Origin of the sequence: Amycolatopsis sp. NPDC051373, assembly GCF_040689465.1 — a bacterium.
Lineage (GTDB): Bacteria > Actinomycetota > Actinomycetes > Mycobacteriales > Pseudonocardiaceae > Amycolatopsis.
This window is the reverse complement of record NZ_JBFBAE010000004.1, coordinates 257,002-276,824: the sequence shown is the minus strand read 5'-3', so window position 1 is coordinate 276,824 and position 19,823 is coordinate 257,002. Positions and strand designations below refer to the sequence as shown.

Genomic DNA, 19,823 nt, shown 5'->3' with positions numbered 1-19,823 from the left:
CGGCGCGTGCTCCTGTGCGACCATCTCCGCCCTCCGATCGCCGTGAGCCGAAACCGCGGCCGTCAGTGCTTCTTTTTCTTCTTCTTGTCCCGTTTCTTCTCGGCGGCCGCCGCGTACGGGTCGGCCGGCGCGCCGGCGGGTGCTTCGCTTTCCAGCTCCGCCCGCGCGACGAGGAGATCGTCGCGCCGCTCGTCGCTCACCGTGGGGTATTGGGGATCGATGTCGATCAGGGTGTGCGCCAGCACGGCGGCCGCGCACGTGCGGGCGAACCACTTGCGGTCGGCCGGGATCACGTACCACGGGGCCCATGCCGTGCTGGTCGCCGAGAGCACCTTGGAGAACGCGCGCTGGTAGTCGTCCCAGAACCGGCGTTCGCGAGCGTCGGCCGCGGAGAACTTCCAGTTGCGGTCGGGCCGGTCGATCCGCCTGAGGAACCGCGCGCGCTGCTCTTCCTTCGACAGGTTGAGGAACATCTTCACGATTTTGAACCCGTTGTCGGTCAGGTAGCGTTCCCAGTCGTTGATCTCCCGGAACCGGCGCGCCCACACGTGCCCGCGTCGCGCCGACGCGGGCAGCTGCTGGTGGTCCAGGTGCTCCGGGTGCACCCGCACCACGAGCACCTCCTCGTAGTGCGACCGGTTGAAGATCCCGATGTCCCCGCGCGCGGGAAGCCGGCGCGCGTAGCGCCACAGGTAGTCGTGGTCCAGCTCTTCGGACGAGGGCACCTTGAACCCGCTCACCCGCACGCCCTGCGGATTCACGCCGCTCATCACGTGCCGGATCGTGCCGTCCTTGCCCCCGGCGTCCAGTGCCTGCAGGCACACCAGCACGCCGTAGGTGTTCTGGGCGGCCAGGCGCCGCTGGTAGTCCGCCAGCAGGGCGACTCCCGCCGCGAGCAGCTCGCGGCCGTCCTTCTTGCGCAGCACGTCGCCTCGGTAGGCCGGGTCGAAGTCCCGGGAGAGGCGGACCTTCGACCCCGGCTCGACGCGCAGAGGCCTGATGAACTCCGCGATCCGCTCGGCCCGCTTATCGCCCGCCATGGTTCAGTCCTCTTCGCACCGACCAGGGTCCCTTCCCCCGGCGACGCCTGAACCTTTCAACGACCGCGGGTTTCCCCATCACCTGCTGAGGGCGAGATATCCCGCCGGCCCGCACACCGCCCACCTCAGCAGCCGTGCGGGCGCGGGCGCCGGCGGATCCGTGCGGTCGGCGGTCCCGCGGTGGAGCCCTTCGACGCGCGCGGCCTCACCCGTTTCGGGTGAGGCGCGTGGCGTGAACCCGGTTTCACGGCACGGTTCCCGTCCGGAAGTCCACAGTGGAACGCCGGATGCGGTCAGTCCCCCACGCCGAGGTCGCGCAGGATCTGGCCGGCCACGTGGTCCGTGCGGGCGCCCGGCACCGGGTACTCCGCGAGCGTGGCCCACAGCGAGCGGCGGCCGCGGACGTAGACCAGCACACCCGACCCGGCGCGGGTGATCTCCGCGAGCGAATCGCGCACGGCCTGCGCGCACCCGCAGTGCCGGGCGCCGAAGGCGTCGCCGGCCGGGCACTCCACGTGGACGCGCACACCGAGCCGCGCTCCGGTTCGCCGTGCACGAGGGCGACGTGCTCGCCACCGTCGATCAGGTCGCGGTACCCGAGCGCCCGGAAACCGCCGTGCGCCAAGGGAAGCCGGGCGTCCGCGGCACGTTCGACGAGGCGTTCGCGCGCCTGCCGGTACGCCGCCACCTCGGTGACCGTCACCCACGGCAGCCCGTCGGCCGCGGCGTCGAGCTCCACGAACGCCGCGGCGGGTTCGCAGCCCGCGATCCGGGCCAGGTCCACGGCTGCCTCGGCCAAGCCGGGGCGTTCGAGCACGCCGAGCTCACGCGTGCGGGTGGGGAACACGGGTCCGGGCACGCGGAAGTCCTCTCGCCGCGTCGCGGGATCGGCCAGCGCGCGCAGAGTGCGCGCCGGTGACCCGTGCCCCACCCCGACGTGGACGTCGGAGCCCGGCACCATCGCCGGGATCCGCAACCGGTCGAGCCGCGCGCCGGGCAGCGCGCAGCCGACCGGCCCGCCGTGGGCGGCCAGGAACCGCGCCGTCTCGCCGGTCACGAGCTCGGCGGCGGCGACCAGCGCCGCCCCCGCCTCGCCCGCGACCAGCACGACCTCACCCCGGGCCAGCGCCGTGGCGGCGTTCGTGACACCGCCGGCCGCGACCACCTCCCGGGCCGGTGACAGCGTCACGCGGCACTCCACAACCGCGCGAACCCGCACACCTGCCGGCCCACCGTGGCCAGCTGGTCGCCGACCTTCGCGTCGGCGATCCCGCCCGCCGTGTCGAACGGCCTGGTCGCCGAGTTCACCACAACCCCCAGCGGTGTCGGCCAGCCGCGCAGGGCGTGGACCGTCGAGCGCAGCGACGTCAGCGTGGTGACCCCGGCCTGCCAGCCGCCCGTCGCGACGACGCAGCCCACGGCTTTGCCGTCGAGGTAGGGCACCGGGTCGTCGGCGAGTTCCTGCAGGTGGTCGAGCGCGTTCTTCAGCAGCCCGGAGATCCCGCCGTGGTAGCCGGGCACGGACAGCACAAGGGCGTCGGCCCGCCGGACGGCTTCGAGCAGCCGCACGGCCTCGTCGGTCAGCGGCGCCACGCCCGGGTCGTACATCGGCAGGGTCAGCTCCGTGGCCGTGATCAGCTCGGTCTCGGCTCCCTCGGCCGCGGCCGCCGCGAGCGCGTGCCGCAGCGCACGCTCCGACGTCGAACCCGGCCGCAGCGTGCCGCCGATCCCCAGCACGCGCACAGGGTCTCCCCCGATACTCGGCAATGCGGTCATGATCGGCTCCTTCAGCCGGCCGGGACGAGCGACGGGGCGGGCAGGCCCAGGCTCTCGCGCAGGGTGTCGTGCTCGTAGTCGGTGTGGAACAGGCCGCGCCGCTGCAGCTGCGGCACCAGCATCTCGACGGCGTCGTGCACACCCGAGGGCAGCATGTCGACCATGAGCGTGAAGCCGTCGGCCGCGCCGGCGAGCAGGCGTTCCTGCATCCGGTCGGCGACCTGCTCCGCGGTGCCGACGACCTGGTGGTGGCCGCCGCCGTAGCTGCCGATGAGCTCGCGGACGGTCAGGTCCTCCTTCACCGCGAGGCTCACGATGCTGCGGCGGAACCCGATCGAGCCGGTGAACTCCTCGTCGGGGCCGAGCAGGTGGGCCGGGAACTTCTCGTCGAGCTTGAGCACCTCGACCGGCAGGCCGACGCGCTTGGAGAGCTTCTTGATGTTCGCGGTGACGCCGAAGACCGCGTCCATCAGCTGCTTGCGCTCCTGCGCGTCCTGCTCCGTTGCGCCGAGGACCACGGACATGCCGGGCAGGATCTTGATGCTGTCGGAGTGACGGCCGTACCCGGCGGCGCGGCGGCGCATGTCGTCGCGGAAGGCGACGGCGTCTTCGAGCACGTGCTGGGCGGTGAACACCACGTCGGCGTACTTGGCGGCTTGGTCGCGATCTTGTCGGTGGTCCCGGCCATCAGCGAAAGCACGGTGACGGTATCGAGCGCACCGCACGGGCGCTCGGTGCCGACCTCCTGGTTGGTCATCTGCGCGGCGAGGAAGATCGCGTGCAGCTTGCCGGCCTCGGCGGTGCGGGCGATGTCCTTGTACAGCGCGGGGGTCAGGTGGTCACCGGCGTCGCCTTCGCGCGCCACCCACGCGCCGGTGTGCATGCCGAGGCCGTGCATCAGCGCGGCCGTCAGGATCATGGAGGGGGTGCACTGGGGGGTCTCCTTGGCGTCGTCGGGGATCAGGGCCACGATCGACGCTAGGTTCGCGCCGCGGCCACGACCAGCGGCGTTCTGTGACTCGATCCCTTAGCGCGGCTAACACCTCCCCGTCTCCCCGGGCGGCGCGAGGTCCTCCCGGGTGGTGCCTTCGGCCACCGTGACGTCGCCGAACCAGCCGCTGCCGGGCTCGCCGGGCGGGCGGTCGAAGGCGGTGACGTAAGGCTTGAGGTCGAGGATCGGCGTGCCGTCGAGCAGGTCGACGCCCGCGAAACGCACCGTGTGCCCGGAGACCTCGACGAGCCGCACGAGGCTCAGCCCGATCGGGTTCGGCCGCCGTGGCCCGCGCATCGCGAAGATGCCCATGCGCCGTTGCTCGCGACGCAGCAGGTACGGCACCTGGGTGAGGCTGGTCAGGGGCCGGTCCGGGCGGTCGAGCCAGCTCAGCAGCCAGGCGTAATCGAAGCCGGCCAGCCCGTCGAGGCCTTCGACGTACTCCTCGGCGAGCCCGAGCACGCCTTCCTCACCGCGGTTGGCGCCGACCTGCACCGGGGTGCGTTCGAGTTCCGTGCGGGCGGTGCGGACGTACCGATGACGGGCAGCGGACACTCCATTCAGGACCGATCCACTGTGGACAGTTTGGCGAGGGTGTCGATCAGCGCGGGCCACGCCGGGCCGTCTGCCACGATCACATCCAGGTGGTCGGCGCCGGGCACCAGCACCAGTTCCGCGCCGATCGCGGCGGCGTAGTCGCTCGAAAGCTTCGTGGGCAAGGCGGAGTCGAGCTCGCCATGGAAGAGGACGACGGGCCCGGGCGGCGCGCCCAGCGCGGCGGGATCGACCTCGGCGTAGCGCTCCGGCACGTCGTCCGGGCCACCGCCCAGCAGGGTGCCGACCGGACCTTCGGGGTCGCGGCGGTGGGCGTCGGCGAGCGCGGCCACCGGAGCGAGCGCGACGACCGCGGGCGCGCCGGGCCGGTGCGCGGCCCACAGCGCTAGCGTGCCGCCGGCCGAGTGGCCCAGCACCACCACCCGCGCCGGGTCGACGCGGCCCGGCACCGCGGCCTCGATCAGGCCCGGGAGCGTGTCCACGGCGAGGCCCGTGCCGGTGAAGGTCTCGGGCCAACCGCCACCGCCACCGGGGCGCCGGTACTCCACGTTGGCCACCGCGAACCCGTAGTGCGGCAACGCCCGGGCCAGCGGTTCGACGTATCCGCGGTCGACGTCGAGGCGCCAGGAACCGCCGTGCAGCACGAGAACGAGAGGAGCGGGGGCGGTGGTGGCGGGGAGAAACACGTCGGCGAGCTGGTCGGGCTCGGGCCCGTACCGCACGGAAAGATCCATACCGGCCAGCCTAGCGAGATTCCGGCTCCAGCTTCGCCAGTTTCGGAACCAGCACGAGCGAAGCGAGCACCAGGCAGCCACCCACCAGGATCGGCGTGCGGACCCCCGCCGCGGTGCCGAGGACGCCGCCCAGGGCCGCACCGAGCGGGATGCCACCCCAGCCGATCAGGCGGTAGGCGCTGCTCACTCGGCCGCGCAGCTCGCGCGGGACCAGGCGCTGGCGCACCGACACGGCCTGCACGTTCCAGAGGATCATGCCGAAACTGCCCAGCGCGTACATTCCGGCCACAAGCACCACGGACGTCGCGAACGATGCCGCCAGGAGCGCGGCGCCGATGGCCGTGATGGCGAGACCGATGCGCGCACCGAGCGGCAACCGGCGCTTCAGGGGCCCCGCGACGAACGACCCCAATACGCCACCGGCGGCGCCCGACGCGAGAACCAGGCCGTAGGCGAACTCCGGCGCGTGCAACGTCTGCACGACGAGCAGCACCAGCACCGACGTCGCCAGCTGTACCGCCAATGCGGCCAGCCCGAGCTCGATCGCGAGCAGCCGCAGCCCGTGGTGACCCCAGAGCCAGCGCACGCCTTCGGCGATGTCCGCGCGCATCGAACGGCCGGATTTGGCCGGCACAGCGGGCCGCGCCCGGACGAACCACATCAGCAGAGCCGCCAGCGCGAACGACGCCGCGTCCACCATCAGCGGCGCCCCGGCCGAAGCCGCGAACAACGCCGCCCCCAGCGGCGGCCCGACGAACTGCAACCCGACCGCCTGACTGCCCTGCAGACGGCCGTTCGCCGCATCCAGCCGCGCCGGCGCCACGATGTCGGGCAGCATCGCCGTGGACGCGTTGTCGAAAACCGTCTCGGCACACCCCAGCACGAACGCCAGCGCCACCAGCACCCCGACCGGTGGCGTCGCGAGGAAAACCCACACCGCGGCCGCCACCACGACGACGGCCCGGACCGCGTCCGTGCGCCACATCAGCGTCCGGCGGTCGTGGCGATCGGCCAGCGCGCCGCCGAACAACGAGAACACCAGCCACGGCAGCGCCCCAGCCGCCGCGACCGCGCTCACGGCGCCCGCCGTCGGCGACACCGCCACCGCGAGCAGCGGCAGCACCGCCATCCGCACGCCGTCGCCCACCACGGACACCGACGCGGCCGCCCAGACGCGTGCGAAGTCCGGGCCCAGCCGTTCCCCCTGCCCCACCGTCACTCGGCCATCCTGCCAGCACGGGGGTCCAGACCACCACGACCGCGCGGAGTGGAAACCTCCCCACCCCGCGGCTGTCCTACTTCACCACTGTCCTACTTCACAACCTGGACCACGTCACCCGGGTGGAGTGCGTTGTAGAACGCCACCGCGTCGGCGTGGGAGAGGTGGACGCAGCCGTGCGACTGCACCTTCAGGCTGCCCTGGTGGAACGCCACGCCGGTGGTCGTGAAGAAGACCGAGTACGGCATGGGCCCGTTGAACTGCTTGCTGTAGTGGTCGATGTCCTTGTACTGCACGTGGAACGTGCCGGCCGGTGTCGGGTACGCGGGTTTGCCCACCGTGATGGGCACGCCGCCGCGGACGACGTTTCCGTTGTCCGTCAGCCAGGCCGTGCCGGTGTGCAGCTGCACGCAGGCTTTCGCCTGGGTGCTGCACGGCGCGGTGGCCGCGTTCGCGCTGTCGGCGAAGCCGATCGTGGCCGCGACCGCCGCCGCGCCCGCCAAGGCTGCCGTGATCCTCCACTTCATCGTTCTGCCTCCCGTCGGTCTCTGGAAGAATTCCCCGGCCGGCGAGTTTCCAACCAGAAGGATCACAGCGTGCGCCACGACAACGGCGGCAACGTCAACGCGGCCGTGGCGAGACGGCGGGCGGTCGAGGTGAACAACCCGGCACACGCGGAGTCGACCCACTCATCCACTGTGGACACACCCGATGACCGGTACTCCAGCGCCTGCAGGAGCATTTCCAGCTTGTCGGCGTCCTTGGCGCAACGCGCCTCAGCGGACTCCCGCGTCTCGTACTCGTCGACGGCCTCGCGTACCACCGCACGCGCACGCGACGGCAACGCCGCTGTCTGGTCCGCCGTGATCGCCCGCGGGTCCGGCTTCACCAGGTAGGGTCCGGCCGAATGCGGCAGATCACCCGTACGGGTCTCCTGCGTGTCGTGCCACAGCGCCAGAAACGCCGCGCGCTCCGGTGACGCGCCTTCCTCGGCGGCCAGCAACGCCGCGAGCTGAGCCGCCCGCAAGCTGTGCTCGGCCACGGACTCGGGATCACGCACACCGGCCTGCCACCAGCCCGTCCGGCGGACGCGCTTGAGCACCCCGAGTTCGTAACCGAAGGCGGCCAGCGCGGTCGGCTCGTCAGCCATGTCTGTACTCCCCGGGTCGGTGATCTCCTGCGCTCAGCCTAGGCGGCCTCGGCCTCGAAGCATCGACGCCGTCAGGTTCCCGAAGGGTTGCGCGGCCCCCGAGGTCGATCCGATGGCCTGTACTCGGTCAGGAAGCCGCTGCGCTGCTCATTCCTTGACCGCGCCCATCGTGAAACCGGCGACGAACCGGTCCAGGAACCAGGTGAACACCAGCGCGATCGGCACGGCCACCAGCACGGTGGCGCCCTGCAACGACTGCCAGAAGAACACGTCACCGCGCACCAGCTGCGTCGGCACCCCGATGCTCACCGACATCTGGTCCGTCGGGGCGACGAAGGCGAGCGCGTAGATGAACTCGCTCGCGGTCAGGGTGAAGGCGAACACGACCACCGCGATGATGCCGGGGTACGCCAGCGGCAGGACGGCCCGCACGAACGCACCCACCCGGCTGTAGCCGTCGACCATGGCCTGTTCCTCGATGTCCTTCGGGATGTTCTTCAGGAATCCCATCAGCAGCCAGACCGAGACCGGGATGGTGATGGTCGGGTAGATCAGGACCAGCGACCACGTCGAGTCCTGGAGCCCGACGGCCACCACGAGCCGCGACAGCGCGAGAAACAGCAGGCTGGGCGGCACGAGGTAAACGAGGAAGATGCCGATCGCCATGGGCCCGGACCACGGTCGGTCCAGCCGCGCCAGCGCGTAGGCGGCGGGCAGGCCGAGCGCGAGCGTGATCAGCACGACCAGGATCCCGACGAGCAGGGTGTTGGCCACGAAGGTCAGGAACTCGGTGTCGGTGAACAGGTAGCCGACGTGGTCCGCGGTGGGCGGCCGGTTGAACACGAACGGGTTGTTCTGCGGGTTGTACAAATCGCGATTCTGCTTGAACGCCGTGATCAGGCTCCACAGGAAGGGCGCCGCGCAGATCAGCGCCGCCACGATCGCTGTCAGGTACAGGCCCACCCGGGCGAGCACGTGGCGCCTGGCGTATCGCTGCCGCAGCCGGCCGGCTTCCTCGGCGGTGGTCATCGCACCTCGATCCGGCGCACCGCGCGCAGGATGAGCACCGCCGCGGCGAGCAACAGCGGGAACAGGAACAGCGCGATGACGGCGCCCTGAGCGACGTCGCCGCCGTCGATGCCGCGGTAGAAAGCCCAGCTGGCGAGCACCTGCGTGGCGTCGTTCGGGCCGCCGCGGGTGAGCACCCGCACCACGGCCATGTCGGTGAACGTGAAGATCGCGCCGAACAGCGCGGCGACCGCCGCCACCGGGAGGACCAGCGGGATGGTGATCTCGAACATCCGGCGCCAGTACCCGGCTCCGTCGACCCGCGCAGCCTCGTCGATGTCCTTGGGAATGGCCATCAGCCCGGCCATCATGATCACCGCGGCGAGCGGGGTCAGCCGCCAGACGTGGACCGCGATCACCGAGGCCATCGACAGGCCAGGCTGGCCGAGCCAGTACATGTTCTCGACCGGACCGAGCGCGCCGAACTGCCGCAGCATCCAGTCGATCGGCGAGTAGATGGAATCCAGCAGCCAGAGCCACGAGATCGAAGACAGGGCCACGGGCGTCGTCCACGCCAGCAGGACCAGGAAGCGGACCAGCCACTTGCCGCGGAAGTCCGCGATGAGGATGTTGGCGAGCACCTTGCCCAGCACCACGATCAGGACCATCGAGATGAGGGTGAACACAAATGTGTTGCCCAAGGCCCGCCAGAACACGGGGTCTTGGAACACCCTCGTGAAGTTGCGGAAGCCGACGAAATCGTAGGACGGGTCCCCTGCCGTCACGTCCGAGAACGCGAACGCGATGGCGAGCACGAACGGAACGCCGACCAGCGCGACAATGTAGACGATGCTGGGCAGCAGGAAACCCCACGCCAGCAGGCTGTCGCGATCCGCCAGCCTGCGCCGCGCCGGCGCGGTCGCGGGAGTGGTGACCGTGTCGGTGGTGGTGGCCATCTCACCCACCGTCCAGGCGGACCGGCTCGGCGCGTTGTCCGCTGTCGGAGTCGAAGAACCGCAGGCGCGCACCGGGTACGGCGAACTCGTGTGTCTCGCCCGCCGCGATCGCGGTGTCCACTGTGGCCGGCAGCCGGGCGACCACCCTGGTGCGCTCGCCGATCCGCGACACCGTGCCGTACACGTGCCGGTCGCCGGAGAGGTATTCGAGCCGTTCCACGGCCAGCGGCATCGTGACACCCTCGCCGGCCGGGACGTTCTCGACCGGCAGCAGGTGCTCGGGGCGGAACCCGACCAGCAGCTCGGCGTGCGGGATCAGGTTCATCGGCGGGGACCCGATGAAGGTCGCCACGAACGTGTCGGCCGGGTCGTCGTAGACCTCCACCGGCGGCCCGGCCTGGTGGACCTGGCCCGCGTTGAGCACGGCGATCCGGTCGCCCAGCCCCATCGCCTCGGCCTGGTCGTGGGTCACGTAGATCGTCGTGGTTCCCACATCCTCCTGGAACCGCTTGAGCTCATCCCGTGCGCTGGCGCGCAGCTTCGCGTCCAAATTGGACAACGGCTCGTCGAGGAGGAACACCTGGGGGTCGCGCACCAGTGCCCGGGCGAGCGCCACCCGCTGCCGTTCGCCTCCCGAAAGCTGCCGAGGTTTGCGGTGCAGCAGTGGTTCGAGGCCCAGGAGCCCCGCCGCCCAGCGGGCCTTGCGCTCGCGTTCCTCCTTGGCCAAGCCCACAGCCCGGAGCGGGAACACGATGTTGGCCAGAACGCTCTTGTGCGGGTAGAGCGCATAACTCTGGAACACCATGGCGATCTGGCGCGCCCGGGGCGGCAGCCCGGTCACCACGTGCCCGCCGATCAGCACGTCGCCGCTGGTCGGCTGTTCCAGCCCGGCGATGGTGCGCAGCAGGGTCGTCTTGCCGCAGCCCGACGGGCCCAGCAGCACCAGGTACTCCCCTTCCGCGGCGGCCAGGCTGACCCGGTCGATGGCGGGCACCCGCCCGCCATCGAACCGCTTGACCAGGTCGCGAACCTCGACGACCGCCATCGCACTCAGCCGCCGACGAGCCCGGCAGCACGCCACTTGGTGAAGACGGCGTTGATCTGTCCCTCGGCCTCGGCGACTGATTGCTGCGGGGTGGCTTCGCCGCGTACCGCCCTGGCGAACATGTTGGGGATGACGAAGGTGCTGAACACCTCTCCGATGGCCGTGCTGGCCGGCCCCGGATGACCGATGTTGGCGCTCCACGGGACGGCGTCGGCCAGGAGCTTCAGCTTGTCCGGCGGCCGGGAGCCGAACGGGTCGTTCGCGAGCCAGTTCGGCAGCTCGGGGGTCAGCTTGGACCACGCCGAGAAGTCGTACAGCTTCGACTGGTAGGTCGCCGAGGCGAAATTGGCGGTGTAATGGAGGAGGAACTCCTTCGCCGCCGGCACCCCGGTGGCGTGCTGCGGGATGATCCAGTTGTACAGAACGTGCTGCGCGGCCAGCGCGGTCTCCGGTCCGCGCAGCGCCGGTACGAAGAACGTGTCGTCGGCGACGCTCGGGTTCGACCCGGCGGCGGTCCGCCAGGCGGAGATCGAGTTGACGATGTAGGACATCTTGCCGGCGACGAGGCCCTGGTTGTTGCTCGCGGCGTTCCAGGAGAAGACCTCGGGCGTCATCGCCTGCTGATAGAGCTTCGTCATGTACTCCACGGCAGCGATCGTTTCCGGCGAGTTGATCGTGACGCGCTCGTTCGCATCCTGCTCGGACGCGCCGAAGGACCACATCAGGGCCCGCAGCACCATGTTGGAGTCGATCTCCTGGGACATGCCGAGGCCGAGCGGGACGCCCTTGCTGTTCTTGATCTGCGCCGCGCCCGTGAGCAGCTCGTCCCACGTGGCGGGGCCGTTCGGCATGCCGACGGCCTCCCACAGTGACCTGCGGTAGTTGCCCGGGTCGGGAACCCAGCCCGGCGAGTACGCGTAGAACTTGCCCGTTGCGGGGTTGAGGCTGGACTTCTCGCACAGCGGGAGTTGCTGGCCCCAGCGCCCGGTCGCTTCGCTGACCAGGTCCCGCTGGTCGAGCACGCTGGGCTCGAACTGCGACAGGGTCGCGATGTACTGGATGAGGTCGTGGCCCTGTCCAGCCTGGATCTCGGCCGCGATCCGGGTGGGGATCTGCGCCTGGTCGATGTGGTCGACGGTCACGTTGACGCCGACCCGGGAACCCCAGTCCCGCGCGAACCGATCGAACCACACGTCATGGTTTGGCACGAAGTGGCTCCAGAGAAGGATTTTCAGGTCACCGGACAGCTTTGTGGACGGTTCGCTGAAGGTCTCCTGCGGGGCTTGACCGCCGGTGGTTCCCCCGGTGTCCTCCTCGGAGGCACAGGCGCCCAGTGCGACCGAGCCCAACGTGATGGCGGCCGCCGCGCGCAGAATGTCCCGCCTGCTGTGTTGCGAAGTGGGGAAGTCGCTCATCGCCGACTCCTCCCCATGTCGGGAAAGTGTGGCAAATGAGTTTAGTCCATGTCGGGCCGAGCGGCAGCTTGAGCACAGTGGCAGGGTGAATCGCCATGCGCCAAACGCGCTGCCGACTACCGGGCCGAACCCACCATCGCCGTGGCGGCGCAGCGTCAGGGGTTGAGCACGCGATCGGTGTAGAAGCGCGTGATGTGGTCGGCGACGAGCTCGGCCGCGCGATCCCCGTCGCCCGCCTCGATGGCGCGCAGGATCTCCTCGTGCTCGGTCACCAGGTCGGCCGCGACGGCTCGCCAGTCCGGCAGGCGCGCGAACGCCGCCGCCATCTCCGACTCGACGGCGCCCCGCAGGGCCTGCATGAGGTCGGTGGCCAGCGCGTTGCCCGAGATCCGGGCGATGGTCACGTGGAACTCGGTGTCCAGCGCGTTGAACTGCTGGTACTCCTGATCCGCCGCGCGCATGCCCTCGACCAGCTCCGCGAGCCGGGCCACGTCCTCGGGTGTGCGGGTCGAGGCCGCGCCACGGGCGGCGTTGCGTTCCAGCTGCACGCGCGTCTCGACCAGATCGGCCAGGCTGATCCGCGCGAGCGCGAGGTGCAGCCGCAGCAGGTTCGTCAGCGCCGGGGTCGACCGCGCGGTGACGACCGAACCCGCGTCGGCGCCCGAACCCGTGCGGGCCTCGATGATCCCCATGGCTTCGAGCGCGCGCAGGGCCTCGCGGACGCTGGTCCGGCTCACCCCCAGCGCGCTGACGAGCTCGCGTTCGCTGGGGAGCTTCTCGCCCGCACGTAGGCTGCCGTCGAGGATCTTCTCTTCGATCTGCGCCAGCACCTGTTCGTGCATCCGCACACGGCGCACCGGCTCCCAGGCCGCCTCGGTCGTCATGACCGGTTCCTCGGCGTCTTTTCCGCCATCTTTTCGGGTATCACGGTGGTCACGCTCCTCCTCGGGTTCGTGCGACCCGCTCAAGGATGGACGCGGCGAGAGGGTCTGCCTGCGAACCCCGCCGGGCGGGGTCCGATCACAGTGGCGCGACCGGCCCGGAATCTCACCGGAGTTCCTCTGCACCGCGTAGTGCTCACTCAAGGTAATCGGAGCTCGCAGCCAGTGTCAATATGACCTCTTTGTTGGTATGACCACACTTACTAATCCGACCAAAAGTAGGCCGACCCCCGGCCATCACGTAACCGTTGCTGCGAAGCTATTCGGCCGTGACTGTGGTCGGATCAGTAACCATCGGCACAGTCGGCACACGATCCGGCGTACCCGACTGAACGTTCGCGCTCCTCCGCGCGGAACGCGATCGCCAGGAGGACCTCCCCCAAACGGTCGAGCACCACCAGAGCGTCGGCCGGGGCTTCCCGCGCCGCCCGCCGCGACACCGCCCGCGCGAGCTTCAGCAGCCCGGCGGCCGCGCTCAGGCCGCCGAGCACCTCGAACCCGCGCGGCACCACCACGGGTCCGAGGTCCCGAGCCGCCCGCCACAGCCGGGGCAGCTCGGGGGCCGGTACGCCGGCGGCGAGCGCATCGGCCAGTTCGAGCAGTTCGTACTGGACGTCGAGCAGCACCGCCTCGTCGTCGGCCGGCAACGTGCACGTGGACACCGCCGCGCCGATCGCCGCGTTGGCCTCTTCGACGGCGTCGCGCGCGCTCACGGCACCATCCACGACAGCACCGGCGTGGACTGCAGGTACACCAGCACGCACATCAGCGGCACGAACACCGCCGACGCAGCGAGCACCCGCCGGAACAGCAGGCCCTCCTTACCCGCCAGTCCCACCGCGCTGGCGCCGATCGCCAGGTTCTGCGGACTGATCATCTTTCCGAGCACTCCGCCGCTGCTGTTCGCCGCCGCCATCAGCGTCGGTTGCAGCTGCGCGCCGTGCGCGGCCGCCACCTGCAGCGCCCCGAACAGCGAGTTCGACGACGTGTCCGAACCCGTCACCGCCGTGCCGAACCAGCCCAGCAGCGGCGAGAGCAGCGCGAACAGCCCGCCGGCGCCGGCGAGGAACAGCCCGAGCGTGGCGGTCTGGCCGGACATGTTCATCACGTACGCCAGCGCCAGCACCGCCATCACCGTGAGCCCGGCGGTGCGCAGCTGCACGATCGTCTGCCCATAGGCGCGGATCGCCCGCCGCAGCGGCACTTTCAGCAGGAACGCGGACACGACACCGGCGATGAACAGCACCGTGCCGCTGTCGGCGAGCCAGTCGAACTTGAACGACACCAGGCTCAGCGGCTTGCCCTCCGAGGTCGCGATGTGCAGGCCGGGCCAGCCGAACGTCTTGGTCGTCGTCGTCAGCGCCGCCGCGACCGCCGGGATCGCGGCGATGGAGAACAACACGATGATCGTCGCGTACGGCGCGAACGACCGCAGTTGCTCGATTCGCGAGTCGACCACCGTCCGCTCCCGCACGGCCGTCGCCGCGGCCAGCCCGCTGCCACCGGAAACCGGCGCGGGCCGCGCACCACCGTCATCCGGCGCGCGGTCCGGCGCGTCGGCCGGATTGGGCCGCCAGAACCGCAGCAGCACCAGCACGGCCGCGGCGGACACGAGCGAAGCCGCGATGTCCGTGAGCTGCACCGGGCCGAAGTTCGCCATCAGGTACTGGACCACGGCGAAGCTCACCCCGCACACGAGCGCGGCCGGCCACGCCTGCCGCAGCCCGCGTCGCCCGTCGAGCACGATCACGAGCACCAGCGGCACGATCAGCGCCAGGATCGGCACCTGCCGCCCGGTCATGGCGGCGAGGTCGTCGAGCGGCAGCCCGGTCACCTTCGCGAGTGTGATCACGGGCAGCGCCACGGCGCCGTACGCGACCGGCGCGGTGTTGGCGATCAGCGCGACCGTCGCCGCCTTCAGCGGTTTCAGCCCCACGGCCACCAGCATCACCGAGCAGATCGCCACCGGTGCGCCGAAGCCGGCGAGCGCCTCCAGCAGAGCACCGAACGAGAACGCGATGATCACGCCCTGCACCCGCTGGTCGTCGCTGATCTTCGCGAAGGTGCGCCGCAGCACGTCGAAGTGCCCGGATACCTTCGTCATCTGGTAGATCCACAAGGAGTTCAGCACGATCCACAGCGCGGGGAACAGGCCGAACGCCGCGCCTTCGAGCGCGGAATCGAGGGCGGGGCCGGCAGGCATGCCGTAGACCACGATGGCGACCACGATCGACAGCACGAGTGCGATCACCGAGGCCAGCCAGGCGCGGACGCGGAACACGCCCAGCAGCACGAACAACACCAGCAGGGGCAGGGCGGACACAAGGGCGGACCAGCCGAGGCTGCCGCCCAGTGGCGCGGGAACCTGTGTGTACACAGGTCACCTCCGGGACTCTCGTCGTTGAGAGGGGGTGAGGGGGGTGAGAGGGGATGGGGACTGGAGCTGGGCTCCCTCAGAACACCGGCGTTTCGGTGTAGGAGCCGAAGACATCACGCAGCGCGCCGGTGATCTCTCCCATGGACAGGTGTGCCTTCACGGCCTCGATCGTGGCGGGCATGAGGTTCGCCGCCGGGTCGGCCGCCACGGCGAGCAGGTGCTCCATCGCCGCCTTCGCCCGGTCCGGGTCCCGGTCGGCCCGCACCTGCTTGAGGCGTGAGAGCTGCCGGGCGTCGGACTCCGGGTCGAGTTTGTGGGTCTCGATCTTCTCGCCATCGCCCTCGTCGACGTAGGAGTTCACGCCGATCACGGGCCGGTCGCCGCTGGCCTTGCGGCGCGCGTAGTCGTAGGCGGTGTCGGAGATCTCGCGCTGGAAGAAGCCCTGTTCGATCGCGGCCACCACGCCGCCGAGCTCCTCGATCTTCGTGAAGTAGTCGTGGATGCCCTGTTCGAGGCGATCGGTCAGGTTCTCCACGTAGTACGAGCCGCCGAGCGGGTCGATCACGTTCGGCACGCCGGTTTCGTGGGCGATGATCTGCTGCGTGCGCAGCGCGACCTTCATCGCCTGCTCGCTCGGGATCGTGTAGGCCTCGTCGAGACCGTTGGTGTGCAAGGACTGCGCGCCACCGAGCACGGCTGAGAGGGCCTGCAGCGCGGTGCGGATGATGTTGTTGAGCGGCTGGGGTTTCGTGAGCGTGGCCGCCGCCGTCTGCGCGTGGAAGCGCAGCCGCATCGATTGCGGGTTCTTGGCGCCGAAGGTCTCCTTCATCATCTTCGCGTAGAACCGCCGTACCGCGCGGAACTTCGCGACTTCTTCGAAGAGGTCCGCCTGGCTGACGAAGAAGAACGACAGCCGTGAGGCGAACTGGTCCACGTCGACCCCGGTGGCGACAACGTCCTCCACGTAGGCCTTCGTGATGGCCATCGTGAACGCGATCTCCTGCAACGCGTTCGCCCCGGCCTCGCTGATGTGGTAGCCGGAGATGTTGACGGGGTTGTAGCGCGCCATGTGCTCGCTGGCGTAGACCACCGTGTCGCGCACGATCCGCATGCTCGGCCGGACCGGGAACACCCACTCCTTCTGCGCGACGTACTCCTTGAGGATGTCGTTCTGGATCGTCCCCGAGAGCTTGTTCAGGTCGTAGCCGCGCTGTTCGGCCACGGCCACGTACATCGCGAGCAGGATCCACGCCGACGGGTTGATCGTCATCGACACGCTGATCTTCTCGAGGTCGATGCCGTCGAACAGCGCCTCCATGTCGGGCAGCGTGTCGATCGCGACGCCCTCGCGGCCGACCTCGCCGAGGCTCATCGGGTCGTCGCTGTCCAGGCCCATGAGTGTCGGCATGTCGAAGTCGACGGACAGGCCGGTCTGGCCCTGGGCGATGAGGTACTGGAAGCGCTTGTTCGTCTCCTCGGCCTGGCCGAAGCCCGCGATCTGGCGCATGGTCCAGGTGCGGCCGCGGTACATCGTCGGGTACGGCCCGCGCGTGTACGGGTAGCGGCCGGGCAGGCCGATGTCGTGCCAGTCGTCCGGCAGGTCGGCGGGGGTGTAGACGCGCTGCACCGCCATTCCGCTGCCGGAGCGGTAGACCTCGCGCGATTCGGGCTGGCGGTCGACGAACGCCGCGAGCTCGTCACCCTCCCAGCCGGCGAGCTCACGCGTCACCGCCTCGACGAGCGCTTCGGTCGTCAGTGCTGAGCCGGCCGGGGCCGGGTCGTGCTCGTTCACCACAGTTCCTCCTCGTCAGTCGTGTCGGCCCCCGGCCGCCCGACCAGGCGGCGAGCCGCGGAAAGCGGGTCCTCCCGGCGCGCGGTCACGTCGTCCACCGCAAGGTCGAACGCGGGGACGCCGGGGCGCAGGCCGTCGAGCACGAGCTGTTCGGCGACCCACCGGATGCGGGTCGCGCTGTTGCGGCGGGCGCGGCGCTCGCGTTCGCCGTGCTCGGTCATCCACGCCAGGTGCGCGGCGAACCGCTCGGCGAGTTCGGGCACGCCGTCGCCGGTGGCGGCCACGGTCTGCTGGATCGGCACGTTCCACTGGTGTGGCTTGCGATGCGAAAGCCGCAGCATGTCGCGCAGCTCCGCCACGGTCTTGGCGGCGCCTTCGCGGTCGGACTTGTTCACCACGTGCACGTCGGCGATCTCGAGCAGGCCCGCCTTGATCGCCTGCACGTCGTCGCCCATGCCCGGCACGCTCACCACGGCCACGGTCTGGGCCGCGCTGATCACGTCCACTTCGGCCTGCCCGACGCCGACGGTCTCGAGCACCACCACGTCCTTGCCGGCGGCGTCGAGCACGGTGATCGCGTCGAGCGTCGCGCGGGAGAGCCCGCCGAGCGCCCCCCGGGTGGCGACGGAGCGGATGAACACCCCCTCGTCCCCCGCGAGGCCGGTCATCCGGATGCGGTCGCCGAGGATCGCGCCGCCGCTGAACACGCTGGACGGGTCGACCGCCAGCACGCCCACCGTCTTGCCCTGCTTGCGGTAGAACTCGGTCAGCGACTTGACCAGCGTGCTCTTGCCGCTGCCCGGTGGCCCCGTGAGGCCCAGGACGTGGGCGTTGCCCGCCTTGCCGTGCAGCTCGGCGAGCGCCTCGTCGACACCGGCGGTACGCCGTTCCACGAACGTGAGCATCCGTGCGATGGCCGGGTGCTCCCCTGCGAGCACCCGCCCGACCACGTCGCCCGGCGTCTTCACGACCCACTTCCGAGGCGGCGCAGCAGGTCGCGGTCGTCGATCACCCGCCGCGCCTTGAACTCGGTGCGGTCGAACGTCTTGTACTCCACAGGGACGACGTGCGCGCCGACGCCGAGCGCGCGGCGCAGCTTGTCCTCGATCGCGCGGGCCCAGCCGCCCAGAGTGGACTCCGCGACACCGCGATGCTCCACCTGCACGGCGAGGGTGTCCATCGTGGACTTGCGGCTGATCACGATGCGGTGCTCGCCGCCGTAGCCCTCGGCGGCCATCACCACGTCGTCGATCGCGCTCGGGTACACGTTCTCGCCGCGCACAGTGAACATGTCGTCGATGCGCCCGTAGATGCCCTGCGGCAGGAAGGGGTACGTGCGGCCGCGGTCGGCCGAGGGCGCTTCCCAGCGCGTCAGATCGTTGGACAGCAGCCGGATCATCGGCTGGCTGGTGCGCTCCAGCGTGGTGTAGACGGGCGTGCCCTCACGGCCGTAGTCCACGCGGTGGTGGTCCACGGGGTCGCACACCTCGGTGTAGACGAGGTCCTGCCAGGCGAACACACCCGGCTCGTGGTTCGCGGCACCCAGGTGCATCCACGGGCTGACCTCGGCCATGCTGCCCGAGTCGTAGACCTCGGCGCCGAAAGCCGCCTCGATGCGGCCGCGGATCGTCGGCACGCTCGCGCCGGGCTCGCCGGAGAAGAACAGCTTGCGCAGCCCCAGATCCGCCGGGTCCACGCCCTCGTCGGCGGCGACCTCGGCCAGGTGCAGCGCGTAGGACGGCGTCCCGTAGAACACGGTGACGCCCATCTGCTTCATCCACATCACCGTGCGGGCCGTCTGCCCGGGTGTACCGGCGCCGAACGGGAACACGCGGGCGCCGAGGCGCTCCGCACCGATGTAGGCGCCCCACGAACCCCAGTAGAGGCTCAACGGCGAGGCGACCAGCACCGTGTCGTGCTCGCGGATGCCCATCCCCCACATCACGCGGGCGTGGGCGTTGGCGACGCTGCGCCAGTCGCGCTCGCCGATGCCGAACGCGGTCGGGCGGCCGGTGGTACCCGACGTGCCGTTCACGTGTTTGACCTCGCCCGGGTCCACGGCGAGGTAGCTGCCGAACGGCTCATGGGCGGCCTGGTCGGCGCGCAGCTCTTCCTTGCGCACCACGGGAACCTTCTCGAAGTCCGACAGGTCGCGGATCGCCGACGGGTGGATCCCCGCCTCCTCCCACTTGCGCCGGTAGAACGGCGCGTGGTCCCACGCGTAGGCCATCACCTCACGGATGCGGGCGAGGATCGCTTCGTCCCGCTCCCCGGCCGGCATGGTCTCGCGGCGCGGGAACCAGTGCGCCTGCCCGGCCGGCGGCCGGTAGGTCTCGTCGTAGCGCGGCGGCCAAGTCCACTGTTCCATCAGGCCTCCTCCGTCACACCGGCCAGCGCGCGGATCCGCTCGACGATCGTCTCCGGGGTCGTGTCCTGGCCGAGCACCTCGGCGACGCCCATCTTCTTGAGCGCCTCCTCGTCCTCGTCCGGCATCACGCCGCCGGCGACGATCGCGAACCCGGGCCGGTCGGGCATCGCGTCGATCAGCTCGAAGATGCGGGTGAAGATCGGCATGTGCGCGCCGGAGAGCAGGCTGACGCCGAGCACGTCGACGTCCTCCTGGACCGCCGCTTCCAGCACCTGCTCGGGGCTGCGGTGCAGGCCGGTGTAGATCACCTCCATGCCCGCGTCGCGCAGGGTCCGCGCGACGACCTTGACGCCCCGGTCGTGGCCGTCCAGCCCGATCTTGGCCAGCATCACCCGGATCGGTTCGCCGCCGCTCTCACCCACCGTGTCCACACCTCGTTCCACGACCTGAACTGCA

General features: G+C 70.4%; 20 protein-coding genes and 1 pseudogene. All 21 read right to left on the bottom strand.

Annotated features, from left to right (window positions below; genetic code table 11):
* Positions 1 to 62 precede the first annotated feature (62 nt).
* The gene (locus tag AB0383_RS09745; RefSeq protein ID WP_364178097.1) at positions 63 to 1,040 is read right to left on the bottom strand and encodes a polyphosphate kinase 2 family protein; all 978 of its coding nucleotides are present in this window, start codon (positions 1,038 to 1,040) and stop codon (positions 63 to 65) included.
* 293 nt (positions 1,041 to 1,333) lie between these two features.
* The gene (locus tag AB0383_RS09740) at positions 1,334 to 1,555 is read right to left on the bottom strand and encodes a hypothetical protein (RefSeq protein WP_366186536.1); all 222 of its coding nucleotides are present in this window, start codon (positions 1,553 to 1,555) and stop codon (positions 1,334 to 1,336) included.
* Between the two features lie 35 nt (positions 1,556 to 1,590).
* Positions 1,591 to 2,205 (bottom strand): annotated as a pseudogene (locus tag AB0383_RS09735) (3,4-dihydroxy-2-butanone-4-phosphate synthase); the annotation flags it as partial.
* A gap of 20 nt (positions 2,206 to 2,225) precedes the next feature.
* Positions 2,226 to 2,816 (bottom strand): NADPH-dependent FMN reductase, encoded by a 591-nt coding sequence (locus tag AB0383_RS09730; protein ID WP_366186355.1) that lies wholly within the window; start codon positions 2,814 to 2,816, stop codon positions 2,226 to 2,228.
* Between the two features lie 11 nt (positions 2,817 to 2,827).
* Positions 2,828 to 3,433 carry a hypothetical protein gene (locus AB0383_RS09725; protein ID WP_366186534.1) on the bottom strand — a complete coding sequence of 202 codons (606 nt, stop codon included), beginning with the start codon at positions 3,431 to 3,433 and terminating at the stop codon, positions 2,828 to 2,830.
* Between the two features lie 419 nt (positions 3,434 to 3,852).
* On the bottom strand, positions 3,853 to 4,362 hold the full coding sequence (tsaA, locus tag AB0383_RS09720; protein WP_366186353.1) for a tRNA (N6-threonylcarbamoyladenosine(37)-N6)-methyltransferase TrmO: 510 nt from the start codon (positions 4,360 to 4,362) through the stop codon (positions 3,853 to 3,855).
* A gap of 5 nt (positions 4,363 to 4,367) precedes the next feature.
* The gene (locus tag AB0383_RS09715; RefSeq protein WP_366186351.1) at positions 4,368 to 5,096 is read right to left on the bottom strand and encodes an alpha/beta hydrolase; all 729 of its coding nucleotides are present in this window, start codon (positions 5,094 to 5,096) and stop codon (positions 4,368 to 4,370) included.
* A gap of 10 nt (positions 5,097 to 5,106) precedes the next feature.
* Complete coding sequence (locus AB0383_RS09710; RefSeq protein WP_366186349.1) at positions 5,107 to 6,315, bottom strand: MFS transporter; 1,209 nt, start codon at positions 6,313 to 6,315, stop codon at positions 5,107 to 5,109.
* 92 nt (positions 6,316 to 6,407) lie between these two features.
* Positions 6,408 to 6,842: a L,D-transpeptidase gene (locus tag AB0383_RS09705; protein WP_366186347.1), complete on the bottom strand. Its 435-nt coding sequence runs from the start codon at positions 6,840 to 6,842 to the stop codon at positions 6,408 to 6,410.
* Positions 6,843 to 6,904: 62 nt separating this feature from the next.
* Positions 6,905 to 7,465, bottom strand: coding sequence for an HD domain-containing protein (locus AB0383_RS09700; RefSeq protein ID WP_364178120.1), 561 nt, complete (start codon positions 7,463 to 7,465; stop codon positions 6,905 to 6,907).
* 147 nt (positions 7,466 to 7,612) lie between these two features.
* Entirely contained in the window at positions 7,613 to 8,494 is an 882-nt protein-coding gene (locus tag AB0383_RS09695) for a carbohydrate ABC transporter permease (protein ID WP_364178123.1), read from the bottom strand.
* The gene (locus AB0383_RS09690) at positions 8,491 to 9,429 is read right to left on the bottom strand and encodes a sugar ABC transporter permease (protein ID WP_364178126.1); all 939 of its coding nucleotides are present in this window, start codon (positions 9,427 to 9,429) and stop codon (positions 8,491 to 8,493) included. Before AB0383_RS09690 ends, AB0383_RS09695 begins: the two co-directional genes overlap by 4 nt.
* 1 nt (position 9,430) lies before the next feature.
* Complete coding sequence (locus tag AB0383_RS09685) at positions 9,431 to 10,474, bottom strand: ABC transporter ATP-binding protein (RefSeq protein ID WP_364178129.1); 1,044 nt, start codon at positions 10,472 to 10,474, stop codon at positions 9,431 to 9,433.
* Between the two features lie 5 nt (positions 10,475 to 10,479).
* A complete protein-coding gene (locus tag AB0383_RS09680; RefSeq protein ID WP_364178132.1) occupies positions 10,480 to 11,889 on the bottom strand; it encodes an extracellular solute-binding protein in 1,410 nt (469 codons plus the stop codon).
* A 155-nt stretch (positions 11,890 to 12,044) separates the two neighbouring features.
* Positions 12,045 to 12,773, bottom strand: a complete 729-nt coding sequence (locus tag AB0383_RS09675) for a FadR/GntR family transcriptional regulator (protein ID WP_364178135.1) — start codon at positions 12,771 to 12,773, stop codon at positions 12,045 to 12,047.
* 341 nt (positions 12,774 to 13,114) lie between these two features.
* Positions 13,115 to 13,543, bottom strand: a complete 429-nt coding sequence (locus AB0383_RS09670; protein WP_364178138.1) for a hypothetical protein — start codon at positions 13,541 to 13,543, stop codon at positions 13,115 to 13,117.
* A complete protein-coding gene (locus AB0383_RS09665) occupies positions 13,540 to 15,207 on the bottom strand; it encodes an L-lactate permease (RefSeq protein WP_366186343.1) in 1,668 nt (555 codons plus the stop codon). The genes AB0383_RS09670 and AB0383_RS09665 overlap by 4 nt, the downstream gene beginning before the upstream one ends.
* Positions 15,208 to 15,283: 76 nt before the next feature.
* On the bottom strand, positions 15,284 to 16,999 hold the full coding sequence (locus AB0383_RS09660; RefSeq protein ID WP_366186341.1) for a methylmalonyl-CoA mutase family protein: 1,716 nt from the start codon (positions 16,997 to 16,999) through the stop codon (positions 15,284 to 15,286).
* Positions 16,996 to 17,967, bottom strand: a complete 972-nt coding sequence (meaB, locus tag AB0383_RS09655; RefSeq protein ID WP_366186339.1) for a methylmalonyl Co-A mutase-associated GTPase MeaB — start codon at positions 17,965 to 17,967, stop codon at positions 16,996 to 16,998. Before meaB ends, AB0383_RS09660 begins: the two co-directional genes overlap by 4 nt.
* A complete protein-coding gene (locus AB0383_RS09650; RefSeq protein WP_364178150.1) occupies positions 17,964 to 19,367 on the bottom strand; it encodes an AMP-binding protein in 1,404 nt (467 codons plus the stop codon). The genes meaB and AB0383_RS09650 overlap by 4 nt, the downstream gene beginning before the upstream one ends.
* Positions 19,367 to 19,798, bottom strand: a complete 432-nt coding sequence (locus AB0383_RS09645; RefSeq protein WP_364178153.1) for a cobalamin B12-binding domain-containing protein — start codon at positions 19,796 to 19,798, stop codon at positions 19,367 to 19,369. The genes AB0383_RS09650 and AB0383_RS09645 overlap by 1 nt, the downstream gene beginning before the upstream one ends.
* Between the last annotated feature and the right edge of the window lie 25 nt (positions 19,799 to 19,823).

Coding starts and splice junctions, on each gene's coding strand:
- AB0383_RS09730 (WP_366186355.1), bottom strand. CDS start 2,816: ATGACCGCATTGCCGAGTATCGGGGGAGACCCTGTGCGCGTGCTGGGG.
- AB0383_RS09715 (WP_366186351.1), bottom strand. CDS start 5,096: ATGGATCTTTCCGTGCGGTACGGGCCCGAGCCCGACCAGCTCGCCGAC.
- AB0383_RS09675 (WP_364178135.1), bottom strand. CDS start 12,773: ATGACGACCGAGGCGGCCTGGGAGCCGGTGCGCCGTGTGCGGATGCAC.
- AB0383_RS09685 (WP_364178129.1), bottom strand. CDS start 10,474: ATGGCGGTCGTCGAGGTTCGCGACCTGGTCAAGCGGTTCGATGGCGGG.
- AB0383_RS09690 (WP_364178126.1), bottom strand. CDS start 9,429: ATGGCCACCACCACCGACACGGTCACCACTCCCGCGACCGCGCCGGCG.
- AB0383_RS09705 (WP_366186347.1), bottom strand. CDS start 6,842: ATGAAGTGGAGGATCACGGCAGCCTTGGCGGGCGCGGCGGCGGTCGCG.
- AB0383_RS09700 (WP_364178120.1), bottom strand. CDS start 7,465: ATGGCTGACGAGCCGACCGCGCTGGCCGCCTTCGGTTACGAACTCGGG.
- AB0383_RS09680 (WP_364178132.1), bottom strand. CDS start 11,889: ATGAGCGACTTCCCCACTTCGCAACACAGCAGGCGGGACATTCTGCGC.
- AB0383_RS09695 (WP_364178123.1), bottom strand. CDS start 8,494: ATGACCACCGCCGAGGAAGCCGGCCGGCTGCGGCAGCGATACGCCAGG.
- AB0383_RS09745 (WP_364178097.1), bottom strand. CDS start 1,040: ATGGCGGGCGATAAGCGGGCCGAGCGGATCGCGGAGTTCATCAGGCCT.
- AB0383_RS09650 (WP_364178150.1), bottom strand. CDS start 19,367: ATGGAACAGTGGACTTGGCCGCCGCGCTACGACGAGACCTACCGGCCG.